Source organism: Apibacter sp. HY039, assembly GCF_004023655.1.
Lineage (GTDB): Bacteria > Bacteroidota > Bacteroidia > Flavobacteriales > Weeksellaceae > Apibacter > Apibacter raozihei.
This window is the reverse complement of the sequence record NZ_SAYM01000002.1, coordinates 232,486-246,683: the sequence shown is the minus strand read 5'-3', so window position 1 is coordinate 246,683 and position 14,198 is coordinate 232,486. Positions and strand designations below refer to the sequence as shown.

The 14,198-nt window shown below is 33.2% G+C and carries 8 protein-coding genes; 5 read left to right on the top strand and 3 right to left on the bottom strand.

Annotated elements, in window-relative coordinates:
- Nucleotides 1–15: 15 nt before the first annotated feature.
- The 3 genes from EQ921_RS05145 to EQ921_RS05135 form a co-directional block, all read right to left on the bottom strand.
- Nucleotides 16–1,806: a chloride channel protein gene (locus tag EQ921_RS05145; RefSeq protein ID WP_128330847.1), complete on the bottom strand. Its 1,791-nt coding sequence runs from the start codon at nt 1,804–1,806 to the stop codon at nt 16–18.
- A 24-nt stretch (nt 1,807–1,830) separates the two neighbouring features.
- Complete coding sequence (locus tag EQ921_RS05140; protein ID WP_128153123.1) at nt 1,831–2,625, bottom strand: hypothetical protein; 795 nt, start codon at nt 2,623–2,625, stop codon at nt 1,831–1,833.
- Between the two features lie 108 nt (nt 2,626–2,733).
- Nucleotides 2,734–3,033: a phage repressor protein gene (locus EQ921_RS05135; protein ID WP_128153116.1), complete on the bottom strand. Its 300-nt coding sequence runs from the start codon at nt 3,031–3,033 to the stop codon at nt 2,734–2,736.
- Nucleotides 3,034–3,425: 392 nt separating this feature from the next.
- Here EQ921_RS05135 and EQ921_RS05130 point away from each other — a divergent pair, with 392 nt between their 5' ends.
- Genes EQ921_RS05130 through EQ921_RS05110 form a run of 5 tightly spaced genes read left to right on the top strand, consistent with a single transcriptional unit; the run spans nt 3,426 to nt 14,116 of the window.
- Entirely contained in the window at nt 3,426–5,699 is a 2,274-nt protein-coding gene (locus EQ921_RS05130; RefSeq protein ID WP_128153115.1) for an NADP-dependent malic enzyme, read from the top strand.
- A gap of 30 nt (nt 5,700–5,729) precedes the next feature.
- Nucleotides 5,730–6,311, top strand: a complete 582-nt coding sequence (gene ruvA, locus EQ921_RS05125) for a Holliday junction branch migration protein RuvA (protein ID WP_128330846.1) — start codon at nt 5,730–5,732, stop codon at nt 6,309–6,311.
- Nucleotides 6,312–6,322: 11 nt separating this feature from the next.
- Nucleotides 6,323–13,366 (top strand): cell surface protein SprA, encoded by a 7,044-nt coding sequence (sprA, locus tag EQ921_RS05120; protein ID WP_164875585.1) that lies wholly within the window; start codon nt 6,323–6,325, stop codon nt 13,364–13,366.
- A gap of 35 nt (nt 13,367–13,401) precedes the next feature.
- Nucleotides 13,402–13,776: a glycine cleavage system protein GcvH gene (gene gcvH / locus EQ921_RS05115; protein WP_128153112.1), complete on the top strand. Its 375-nt coding sequence runs from the start codon at nt 13,402–13,404 to the stop codon at nt 13,774–13,776.
- The gene (locus EQ921_RS05110; RefSeq protein WP_128330844.1) at nt 13,745–14,116 is read left to right on the top strand and encodes a VanZ family protein; all 372 of its coding nucleotides are present in this window, start codon (nt 13,745–13,747) and stop codon (nt 14,114–14,116) included. Before gcvH ends, EQ921_RS05110 begins: the two co-directional genes overlap by 32 nt.
- Nucleotides 14,117–14,198 lie beyond the last annotated feature (82 nt).

Sequence of the window (14,198 nt, the reverse complement as noted above, 5' to 3'; positions counted from 1 at the left end):
TACAATCTAAAGAATTTAATCCTCTGAAAAATCTACGATTAATTTTCTGTATTTCTGAAGTAATTTGGATTTGGAAAGCATACCTATATATTTTTTATTTTCAACAACAGGAAGGTACCATGAATTAGTTTGATCAAATAATTTAAAAACCGCCTCATTATCATCGTGAAGATTAATGACTGCCGGAGGTTTAGATACAACATCAACGATCTTTAAATTTTCGTATTTTTCTTTGTTCAATAAGACATCCATAAGTTCGTCTACCAAAATAACACCTATAAAAATTCCTTCAACATTCTCAACAACAAATAGATTTTTCCTTGATTTAGGAATTTCTTCTTTAATAAATTTTGATAAAGATAAGGTTAAGGGAACTGTAATAAAATCAGTTTCAATTAAATCTTCCATATTCATCCTTCGAATTGCTTCTTTGTCTTTATTATGTGTAATCATCTGATTTTGCCGTTTTAGGTTATACGTATAGACAGAGTATTTATCTAGTCGGTATTTCACTAAATATGCAACTGAAGAGGTTATTATTAATGGAAATAATAAATTATAGCCTCCGGTAATTTCAGCAATTAAAAAAATAGAAGTCATAGGAGCATGCATAATTCCTGCCATAACACCAGCCATTCCTACTAATGTAAAATTATGCTCAGAAAGTTTAACCCAATTAAATAGGTTGATGATTTTTGCAAAAACAAAACCTAAAATTCCACCAGTAAAAAGAGCCGGAGCAAAAACCCCTCCGATACCGCCGGAAGCTGTTGTAAAGCTACTGGCAATAACTTTAATAAATAATATTCCAATCAAAAAAATGATAAGAAAATAATCATGGGAACGGAGTGAATAAAAAAAAGAATTATTAGCAATGCTTTCCGGGTGATCACTCATTAAATGCTGGAGGCCAATATATCCTTCACCAAACAGAGGGGGAAATACAAATATGAGAATTCCCACCGCACCACCTCCCAGTAGAGCCTTCAAATATTTATTTTTATACTTTGAAAAAAACTTCTCGGTTAAGCGACTTACCTTAGTAAAATATAGGGAGAAAAAACCGCAGGACATTCCTAACAGAACATAAAAGGGAATTTTAGTTTTATCAAAAGGTTCAAAAATAGCAAAATAGAAAGATATTTTATCTCCCAATAAAAAATAAGAAACTAAAGCTCCGGTAGTGGACGAAATTAAAATAGGTATTAAAGACCACATGCTTAAATCAATCATTAAAACTTCCAAAGAAAAAATAATGGCAGCTATCGGTGCCTTAAATATTCCTGCAATTGCTGCTGAACAGCCACAAGCTATAAAAAGAGTTCTTAATTTTAAATTTAAATTAAATTTTTGAGCTATATTGGATCCGATAGCAGCTCCGGTGTATACTATAGGAGCTTCTAATCCTACAGAACCGCCAAATCCTACTGTTAAGCTACTTGATATAACGGAACTATAAGTATTTTTTTTGTCAATTTTACTCCTGTTTTTAGATATAGCATATAGTACTTTTTCAACTCCATGGCTAATGTTTGCTTTGACAAAATATTTGATATAAATAACCGTAAGCAGAATACCTATGGCTGGTAATATGATAGTCCAGTAATTATAATGAATATTTTCATTGTGATAAACAAGCTCCTCTGTAAAGCTTACAAGATTCTTTAAGATAACAGCACTCAATCCGCCAGTAATGCCGATTAAGGTACTTACCAGATATACAAAAGCCTCCGGATTTTGATACCTGAACTTACGAATGGCAATATTGTATTTTATACGAAGCCTCTTTAATAATGTGGGTATCAAAATTTATATTTTTAAAATTATACTTTATTCAGAAATGTCTTCAGTTTTTACGGTCTCTATAGTGTTTTTATACACTGAATATACAATAGCAAAAGAGTATGGTATGGTAATAATTAATCCGATTCCACACATCGCAACACCTAAAACTTTACTTATCAAAAAAGATACAACGGATACAAGTAAAACCTTACCAAAATTCATATTAACAATTTTTATACTATTTTTGATGGCCTTGGATAGAGAAACCTCGTCTATAATAATAAAAGCTCCAGCAAGTAAAAATGCAGGAATTATATATAATAAAGGAATAAACAGTAAAAATGCACTTAAAAGAGTTACTACAGAAACAATAATGGTTAGTCCTAAAAGGTTAATAAATTTATTGCCCTGAAATCCTCTGATCAGATCTTTAAAAGATGTAGTACCTGTTTTGTCGGCCTGATAAGCACAGTAAATAAGCCCTGCTCCCATAGGGAAAATAAGTAAGTTAATGAAAGAAGAGATGAATGCTTTAGATAAAATTAGGGGGTTGTACATATATTCCTGAAATAAGGGGATCATTTCAGTAAAACCATTAGGTTTTTGACTTAAACTCATTATTGAATTACTAAATTCAGTATCTAAGTCTTTAGTTCCTAAAATGTTGGATAAGAATAAAGAAACCAGATTACTGAATAAATAAGAGAAAAGTACATAGACAATACCCATAAAAAGTATTTTTTTCCAGGCACTAAAAGCATCATCCAGAACTTTATTTAAAGATAAATCATAACCTTGTTGTTTCAACTTTTCAACACGAGTATCTAAAGGAGTTTTCATGAATTTTTTTTGCAAAATTACATTTTTTTAGGTACAAACCTAAATATTAAATATAACTAAGCAAATCATGTATTGAAAATATAAAAATAGTTTTTTAACTTTTTTAGGCTAGTCATTAAGAATCTCAATGACTTTGCCATACACACTTTTTGTCCATCCGTTGGTGTGTCCACGGTTATTCCCGATAAGAAGTCCTCTTTTGGTGTTTTTACCTTTTACAAGGTGTGTAAATATATTTCCCCGCACTTTGCAGAAAACTATATCTCCTTCACAACAGTCTTCCCATCTTACAGGTTCTAAAATTACAGCCTGTTTAGATTTTAAAATAGGTAACATAGAATTACCTGGTTCTCGTGAAACAATAGTTTCTCCGTTAAGGAGTTTTTCTATTTTCCAATTTTTATTCATATTGCTAAAATTTATTTAAATAATAAATAGAACCTTAGTATATATTATTTAAGTAAGCAGTAACAATCAATTAATGAACATATAATAATAAGACAGCACAAAGGTAGAAATGAAAGACGAAGTGTATTTGCGTAGTTAGAAAATAATGTGAAAAATTATATAAAGTTGCAACTTTAGCTGATAGTAAACTTAAATAATGTGTAGAGCATATACTAAATGTAAGTATCTTATCGTATATAGTTTTATGTATTTTTATTTATATAGTGTAAACACATGAAAATAAATAGAGTTTGTATAAAGATAAATCTGTATAACAACTCAACATCTAAATAAAAAAAATGTACTTTTGTAAGTTATAAAAACAGAAAAAAGCTAAGAAAAAACGATAAAAAATGTCAAAAGAAAAAAATTTAAGAGAAGCAGCTTTAGAATATCACAGTTCTAAACCTGAAGGAAAAATAGAAGTAGTTCCCACTAAGCCACATTCTACCCAAAGAGACTTGGCTTTAGCTTATTCTCCTGGAGTGGCAGAACCTTGTATGGAAATAAACAGAAATCCTGCAGACGCTTATAAATATACATCAAAAGGAAATTTAGTAGCTGTAATATCTAACGGTACAGCAGTATTAGGATTAGGAGATATAGGAGCAGATGCTTCAAAACCTGTAATGGAAGGAAAAGGGTTGTTATTTAAAATATTTGCAGGTATTAATGTATTTGATATTGAAGTTAATGAAACCAATCCGGATAAATTTATAGAAATAGTAAAATCAATTGCACCCACATTTGGTGGAATTAATCTTGAAGATATTAAGGCTCCCGAAGCTTTCGAAATTGAAAAAAGATTAAAAGCAGAATTGGACATTCCTGTAATGCACGATGATCAGCACGGGACGGCAATTATATCTGCCGCAGCTCTTTTAAATGCTTTGGAATTAACTTCCAAAGATATTTCAAAAGTTAAAATAGTAGTTAGCGGTGCCGGAGCAGCAGCTATATCTTGTACACGATTATATAAAGCTCTAGGAGCAAGACCCGAAAATATACTTATGTGTGATAGCAAAGGAGTAATATATAAAGGGAGAACAGATCTTAACGAAGAAAAGCAGGAATTTGCCGTGGAAACTTCTGACAGAACATTGGAAGATGCCATGAAAAACAGTGATGTATTCATAGGCCTTTCCAAAGGTAATATAGTTTCCCCGTCCATGCTAACCTCAATGAATGCAGACCCAATTGTTTTTGCTATGGCAAATCCAACACCGGAAATTGATTATAATCTGGCTATTGAGACAAGAAAAGATGTTATAATGGCAACCGGTAGAAGTGATTATCCTAATCAGGTAAATAATGTATTAGGATTTCCTTATATATTTAGAGGAGCGCTGGATGTTCGTGCTACAGATATCAATCAGGAAATGCAGCTTGCAGCTGTAAGAGCATTGGCGGAACTGGCAAAAGAAAGCGTACCGGAGCAGGTAAGTCTGGCATATAATGTGAAGAACATGAAATTTGGTCGAGAATATATAATTCCTAAACCATTTGATAACCGTTTAATAACCAGAGTTTCAATGGCAGTAGCCAAAGCAGCTATGGAAAGTGGGGTTGCAGGCGCTCCAATCAAAGATTGGAACAGTTATGAAGAAGAATTACTGGATAGGCTGGGAGGTACTGATCAAAAGCTAATCCGTATTTTACAAACAAGAGCAAAGGCAAATCCGAAAAAAATATTACTGAATAACGCAGAAGAGTACAATGTATTAAAAGCAGCTCAAATCCTCTCTGAAGAAGGTATTGCAAAACCTATCCTGTTAGGAAAAAGATCAAAAATAGAAGCTGCTAAGAAAAATTATAATTTGGATTTCGATAATATTCCAATCTGGGATATGGATGATATAGAAAATAAAGAACGATTTGAAAAATATGCAGACTACTTATACAACAAAAGAAAAAGAAACGGAATAAGTTCAATATATCAGGCAAACAGACTTTTAAAAAGTCGGGATTACTATGGACCTTTGGCAGTTGAAATGGGCGATGCTGACGCATTGCTTACAGGATTTTCAAAAAGTTATAAAAGTGTACTTCACCCAATTCTTGAAGTTATAGATAGAGTGGAAACTTCCAAGAAAGTAGCTTCTGCTATGATTATGGTTACCAAAAAAGGACCTATTTTTGTTGCAGATACTTCTGTAAATGTAGATCCTACTACTGATGATTTAGTCGAAATTACTCAACTAACTGCAAATTTTGCAAAAGCTCTTGCTATTAAACCAAGAGTAGCTCTATTATCGTATGAAAACTTTTCAAATTATTCACCAATATCCAAAAAAGTAGCAAAAGCGGTTAGAATTCTGCATGAAATAGATCCGGAACTAATCGTAGATGGAGAAATGCAGCCGGATTTTGCACTAGATGAAGAATTGTTAAGTGCTTTTCCTTTTTCAAAAATTGGAGACAAGCCGGCTAATGTTTTAATATTTCCTGATTTAACTTCAGCAAATTTAAGTTTTAAACTGGTAAAAGGATTAAAATCATCACAGATTATTGGTCCGGTTTTAATGGGACTAAGCAAGCCAATACAAGTAATGAGTTTACGATCCAGTGTTGACGAAATAGTTAATTTAGCAACACTTGCAGTAATTGATGCCCAATTAAGAAAATAATAATTATTTTAGCCAAAAGTTATTTAATATATGATAACTCATTTGTCAGGAAATATATTTGAAGTATCCCCCTCCAGTATCGTAATCGATTGTAACGGAGTGGGATACTCTGCAACTATAAGTTTGCAAACCTATACAGAGGTGCAGAAATTAGATAAAACACACTTATATGTTCAGGAAATTATAAGAGAAGATGCACACCTGTTATATGGTTTTTCAACCAAAGCAGAAAGAGCCTTATTTAATTTATTAATAAGTGTGAATGGCGTAGGTCCAGCCTCAGCAATAATGATGTTGTCCTCCATGTCTTCAGTTGAAATTGCTACAGCAATTTCCAGTGGAAATAACCTTGCCCTTCAAAAGATTAAAGGAATAGGTACAAAAACTGCACAGAGGATTATACTCGATCTTCGAGATAAAATTACAGGCTTGGAAACATCCGAAGTTTTAGAAGCAGGTTCAAGCAATAAAAACAAATTTGAAGCGTTAAGTGCTTTAGAAGTACTAGGTATTTCCAAAAAAATTACAGAAAAAATTATCGATAAAATATTAGAGGGCAATCCGGAAATACAAGTGGAAACCCTGATAAAAGAAACTCTAAAAAAACTATAAACTTGAAAGCTTTGAGGAAAATTTATTGTTGTTTACTTTTTTTATTTATTATCATAGGAAACAATTCTTTATTAGCTCAGGAAAATACAGATGAACAAGGCCTTAGTCTTGACGATCCCGTTAAGTATGAAGCCTATTATGATTATAAAGCAGGAAATTACATACTCTACCCTAAGGTGGGAGGAGTAGTGGTAGGTACACCTGTGACGATGACACCTGACGAATATACCCAATACGTAATGCAACAAAAATCCAAAGAGTATTACAGGGAAAAAAACAGATTACAGGAAGAAGCAAATAAAACAGCTAAGTCAGGAACCAATGGAAAAGATAAAAGATTTATTCCAGGAATTACTGTCAAGTCAAAAATATTTGAAAAAATATTCGGTGGAAATCGTATTGAATTAAGACCCTCCGGATTTGCTTCCTTTGATTTGGGTATTTTATATCAAAAAATTGATAATCCTCAAATCCTACCTCAAAACAGAAAGAATTTTACCATAGATCTCCGTCAGAGAATACAAATGAGCTTACAGGGAAGTGTAGGTAAAAATGTACAGTTAGGAGTTAATTATGATACACAGGCCGGATTTAATTTTGAAAACAGGCTAAACCTGGCATGGAAACCAGACGCCCTGGCCGGAGGAGAAGATCAGATCGTAAAGAAAATAGAATTTGGTAATGTAAGTATGCCTTTAAGTACCAGTCTGATAACCGGAGCTCAATCTTTATTTGGGGTAAAAGGAGAGTTCCAGTTTGGAAACACCTATCTTACCACTGTTTTTTCAGAACAGCAGTCTGAAGCACGTAATATTACTGTTCAGGGAGGAGGGGTTGTGAATACCTTTAAACTCAAAGTAGCCGAATACGAAGAAAATCAACACTATTTTTTAGGTCAATATTTTAGAAACAATTATGATAACGCCTTATTAAATTATCCTTATATAAATTCTACTATCAATATTACCCGAATGGAGGTCTGGCGTATTGATCAGGGAAATTCTAATTTGCAGGAACAAAGACCTATATTAGCATTAAGAGACTTAGGAGAATCAAACTTAAGCTCCGATTTACCAAGCAATGATAACCAGGGAATTTATTCATCAATCACAAGTCTCGGAGATATAATAAGAGATGCATCTACAGTTTACAATGCTGTAAATGGAAGATCTCTTCCCGACTATCAGGGCGGAGTAGTAAATTACGTGAGCGGAGAAAACTTTGTTACCCATAAACGGGTAAAAAAGCTTTCTGAATCTGAGTATACATATAACGCTCAATTAGGTTATATATCCTTAAATCAGAAGCTGAATAATGATCAGTTGCTTGCGGTTGCTTTTCAGTATACAGATTCAAGGAATCCTTCTAAAATATATAAAGTTGGTGAATTTTCCAGTGAAACATCCAAAGTTTTAGTTGTTAAGTTATTAAAACCCAATCAGGTAGTTGTTACAGAATCACCGATGTGGAATTTAATGATGAAAAATATTTATGGTTTAGACGGTTCCCAAATTACCTCTGAAGACTTTATGCTTAACGTCTTGTATCAGGATGCGTCTCAAGGTAAAATTAACTATTTACCAGATCCGAATGTTAATAATCGTCAGTTGATCCAACTACTAAACTGGGATAGATTAAATTTAAACAATGATGCTTCTGCAAATGGCAAAGGCGATGGTATATTTGACTTTGTCGAAGGAATAACCATAAATTCTCAAAAAGGGAAATTGATTTTTACTAAAGTGGAACCTTTCGGTAATTACCTGACCAGTCAGTCAGTCAATTCAAGATTTGTATTTGATAATTTATACCGTAAGCTCAAATCAAGCCGTGAAGTTACATCAGACCCCTTAGCAGAAAGATACACCATTGAAGGACGATTTAAAGGAACAGTAGGAAGCGGCATACCACTAGGTGCTTTTAATGTTCCCAGAGGTTCTGTAAAAGTAACTGCCAACGGACAAACATTAGTAGAAGGAGCCGACTATGTGGTAGATTATCAAATGGGTATGGTTACCATCATAAATGAAACATATAAAAATTCAGGAGTACCTATAAATATAAGTCTTGAAAATCAATTTGCATTTAATATGCAGAAAAAAAGATTTATGGGATTAAATGTAGAACATAAATTCAGTGAAGAATTTTTAGTAGGTGCTACCTTTTTAAATTATAAAGAACGTCCTTTAACACAAAAAGTTCAATATGGAGCAGAACCCGTAAATAATTCTATGGTGGGTATAAATATGATGCTGAATAAGGAGGTACCTTTTTTAACTAAATTAGCAAACTGGATTCCGGGAGTAAAAACGGAAGCCCGTTCAAATATGAGTCTTAAAATTGAAGGAGCAGCATTACTTCCAGGTGAAAACTCCACTATTGGTAATCAATCATATATAGATGATTTTGAAACAACAGCATCTAAAATAAGCTTAAAAGACCCTAGTTATTGGGGCATTGCCAGTAGACCTGAATTGTATGGTGATTTTGATGTTGAACCAAAATTTAAATCCGATTCTTTAAGTTTCGGATTTGGGAGGGCCTTGACAAGCTGGTATAACATAGACCCTAGATTTTTTGGAATAGGAGGCGGACAGCCTGCCGGTATAGATAAAGATGCTCTTTCATTACATATGCAGAGAAGAGTTGAAAATAAAGAACTTTTTTCAGAAAGAGATTACATTGCCGGAGAACAATTGTTTATGAATACTTTTGATGTCTCGTTCTATCCAAGGGAAAGAGGACCGTACAATTTCAGCCCGGAAGAAGACGATTCTTTTAGTCAATATACCAAACGCTGGGGAGGTTTAATGAGACCTATAAGCGTAACCAATTTTTCAGAGGCTAATATTGAATATCTTGAGTTTTGGATGATGGATCCCTATGCAGATATGCAATCACCGGGATCAAATCCGTTAGGAGATAATCCTGAGTTGATTATTCATCTGGGAAATGTTTCCGAAGATGTTTTGAAAGATGGATATATGATGTATGAAAATGGCGTTACCGATGATAGAACTCAAATGACGCAAAGTATATGGGGGTATCAGCCCAAAAATTATCCGTTGATTTATGCCTTTGATACAGAAGGTGAAGCGAGAAAAAAACAAGACGTGGGGTACGATGGGCTAATGAGTTGGGAAGAAAGTATTTTTTATGGTAAAAGAGTTCAGGCCAACTATAGAAATCCGCTCACTAATGAATTGGATCCTTCGGCAGATGACTTTGTTTTTTACATGCATAATGCCTGGGATTCTTCCAACGATAGAAGTTCTATTGTAAGCAGGTATAAATATTTTAGAAACCTTGAAGGTAATTCTCCGTCCAATTCTTTAGATGCTTCATCGGCTTCTCCGGATTCTGAAGATTTAAATAAGGATTTTAACTTGGATGAAACAGAAAATTACAATCAATATAAACTAACGCTTACTCATGCAGATTTGGAAAGCTCAACCAATAAATATATAGCAGATAAAAAAATATGGAGGACAACATTGCCTAACGGGCATCCTGGCACTAATACATGGTACTTGGTTCGTATACCTGTTTCAGATTTTGGAACACAAGGAAAATCCGAGATTTTAAACAATGTACGTTATTTACGAATGTTGATGAAAGGATTTACGAATACAGTAACCCTACGATTTGCAACCTTTGATTTGGTACGAAGTGACTGGAGGAAATATGAAAGAAATATTTCAGCAATAAGCGGAAATAGCGGAGATGATACTAATGAAGGAGTAGCTACAGTTGCGCCGGTAAATAATGTAGCGATAAGTGCTGTAAATTTGGAAGAAAATTCTACATCCAGACCTCCATACGTTTTGCCTCCGGGAATATCTCGAGAAATTCTAGGCAACACTACAGGTACTCAAATGCAAAATGAATCTTCTTTAAAATTAGAAGTTAAAGACTTAAAACCTTCCGAACCCAGAGGTATATATAAAAATATCGGTCTGGATATGAGACGTTATAAAACATTGAAAATGTTTGTACACGCCGAAAATATGAATGATATAAGTAGTAATTATGTAGATAAAGAAACTAAGTTCTTCATTAGATTAGGAAGTGATTTATCAGATAACTATTATGAATATGAAATTCCTTTAAAATATACTCCGGTTTCAGCCACGTCTCCGTTAGATATCTGGCCTTTAGACAATACTATAGAATTAAATCTAAGTGACTTGGTTTCAGCTAAAAGTGAAAAAGACAGAAATAATGCTTATAACAGCACTGTAAGATACATGAGTACAATCACAGGAGATGCAGATAAGTTAATTTATGTAAAAGGAAGACCTTCAATAGGTAATGTTTCATCTATTATGATGGGGGTACGTAGTACTAATGGTAGTACTAAACATATAATTTTGTGGCTGAATGAATTAAGGCTCTCCGATATTGACAATGAAGGAGGTTATGCAGCCAATGCCAGTTTAACATTTAATTTGGCTGATTTTGCTCAAGTATCAGCATCAGGAACGTATCAATCTGCCGGATTTGGGGCTTTAGACAGTAAACCTAGTGAAAGAAGTCAGGATGAAACTAAACAGTATATGGTAAGTGCTGCAGTAAATGTTGACAAGGTTCTTCCCGAAAAATGGGGGGTTAAAATACCGGTAAGTGTAAGTATAGCAGAAACATTTATAGATCCAAAGTATAATCCTTTAGATAATGATGTTAAGCTGAAAAATGATCCGAGGGAAAATGAATTGAAAAAAATTGTAAGAACTTATTCATCTCAAAAGAATTTTTCAGTAGCAAATTTGAGAAAAGACAGGGTAGGAAATAAAAAAGCACGTTTTTATGATGTTGAAAACTTATCCGCTTCCTTTTCTTATACCACAGATTATTACAGAGATGTATATACATCATATAATTTAAAACAAAATTTACAGGCAGCTTTCAATTATGATTTTACTCCTAAAGGTAAATTTTATGAACCTTTCCGTAAATTAGGAATAGTACAGGACACAAGTAGATTTGCAAAATATCTGAGAGCATTAAAAGAAGTTAATTTTAATCCGGTACCCACACGGATATCTTTTCGTACAGATATAGCAAGAACTTATAATGAATTTCAGTACAGAGATATAAATGCTTATCTGAATGGAAGTCCTAGTAGCTATAATCCTGTATTCTCTAATAATTTCTTATTTGGATGGCAGTATAACGTAGGTTTTAACCTTACCCGTTCTTTAAAGCTTGATTTTACGTCAAGTACTCGAACTATTCTGGACGATATCGGAAACGGGTTACCGGATGATGGAATGATTTGGAGTGGGCTATTTAAATCTGGAAGACCTATCAATTACAACCAGAGATTTCAGGCAAACTACAAACTTCCGATTCATTTACTTCCTTATATGGATTTTACCTCTCTGGAGGCAGGCTATACAGGGCAATACGATTGGCAGGCTAGTTCAACATATTTGACACAACAATCAGTAAGTATGGGGAATACAGCTCAAAATGCTCAAACAGTAACATTAGTAGGAAATGCAGACTTTACTAAATTTTATTCTTATTTTAATGCTTACAAAAACTTTGAAGACCGTAAGCGTAAAAGACAAAGAGAAATTGATTCTCTAAACAGAGCCTATGAAGCTAACTTTGTACTCAAAAAACCAAAATCGTTTAAAAAGTACAGCATTAAAACCAAATATAAACCTACTGATTATCTTTGGATGATTGCAGGTAGTTTAAAAAGAGGTCAGGTACAGTTAAATGAAAATAAAGGAACTGTCTTACCTGGATTTTTACCGGAACCTAACTTTTTTGGTGTGGGTAATTATGGAAGTTCTACTTCCGGACCAACATTTGGATTCTTGTTTGGCTCACAGTTCGATTTAAGGAATAAAGCCATAACACAGGGATGGATATCACCTAATGAGTTAATGACCACTCCATATGTAAGAACCACTAATTCTCAACTGACAGCTAATTTACAGTTAGAACCGATAAACCAGTTGCAAATTGATTTAAATATTCTGAGAAATCATCAGAAAACTCTTTCTCAATCAGGGTATAATCTGGTTGAAACAAATTCCGACGGAAGCATTAAATATCCGATAAATCCAATACAGCCACGTACTTTTGAAAATAGAACTTCTATGTTTAGTTCAACAGTTATATCCATAGGTACAGCGTTCAAATCTGGGGATTATGTGTATAACAAAATGATTGAAAACTCTAAAATACTTTCACAAAGAGTAGCAAGATCACAGGGACAACCAATAACAGATACAGATAACGACGGATATGTGGACGGATACGGACTTACTAATTCTGAAGTTTTAATGCCGGCATTTGTCTCTGCCTTTACAGGTAAAAATCCGGAGAAACAAAAGTTAGGATATAAAAGGGGATTCCCTATACCTAACTGGAGGGTTTCCTATGGAGGTCTAAAAAATATTCCTTATATTAATTATTGGTTTAAAGAATTTAGAATTAACCATAGTTACGTATCTAATTACACCGTAAATGGAGTACAAACCAATCCTGATTATTATCAGAACAGTGATGCTATGGATTTAAATAATAATAGAGTTAATTACTATACCTATGGTACGGTAGTGATGTCTGAAGGGTTTAGTCCATTAATTGGTGCAGATATGACTATGAGAAACAATATTCAGATTCGGGTAGCCTATAACAAAGATAGAATTTCATCCTTAGGTTTAACAAATTATACTTTGCAGGAAGATTATGGCAATGAAATTGTTTTTGGAATGGGTTATATAGTTAAAGATGTTAAGCTGAAAATGAGATATAGAGGAGCTGATAAAACGATTAAAGGAGACTTAAACATTCGTGGTGATATTTCTTTCAGAGATAATAAAACAACAGTAAGAAGGCTTGTTGAATTGGATTCGCAGGTGACGGGAGGTCAAAATTTAGTATCCATTAAATTTTCAACCGACTATAACTTTTCCAAAAATTTTAATCTGAAATTTTTCTATGAACAAATGATTACCAAATATAAAATTTCAACGGCATATCCTTTATCTACTATCAGAGCAGGATTAAGCGCAACATTTACTTTTGGAAATTAATTTAAAAAACAATTGAACATCTAAAATAAAATTTTATGAATATTCCATCAGAATTATTGTACAGCCCAGAACATGAATGGGTAAGAATAGAAGGTAATATTGCTTATGTAGGTATTACAGATTTTGCGCAAAAAGAACTTGGTGATATTGTCTTTCTTGACGTTGAAACCTTAGATGAAACTTTAAATTCAGGAGAAGTTTTCGGGAGTGTAGAAGCTGTAAAAACTGTTTCTGATTTGTATATGCCTGTAAGCGGTAAAATTTTGGAACTTAATCAGGAGTTGGAGTCTACTCCGGATTTAGTCAACTCAGATCCGTATGGAAAAGGTTGGATTATTAAGGTAGAACTAACAGATTCATCTACAACTCACTTATTAAATGCCGAAAAATATAAAGAATTGGTTGGATAAATACCAGCCAAAAATAAAAATTGTATTTCTTATATATTTTTTTGTTTTAGCATGGCTTTTGCTCAGGCCATCAGGAAATGGGGGGCTATTCTCTGAATTTAGTTATAATGATAAGTTGGTGCATGCTGTTACATTTTTTCTTTTAACATTGCTTGCTTGCTTGTCCTTTCCTAAGATTCATAGTCTTATTTTCCTTTTTATATTTACAGTTTATGGTATAATTATAGAGTTCTTACAAGAATATATGAACATGGGAAGATCTTTTGAATATTCTGATATGTTTGCCGATTTTGTAGGTTGTCTACTGGCATTAATACCGATTTATATAATTAAAAGATAATTAGTAAAAGCCTGATTTTTTCAGGCTTTTTGTTTTTTCAAGAGATACTTGCTAGTAAATGTTTAAACGATTAAATTAATTT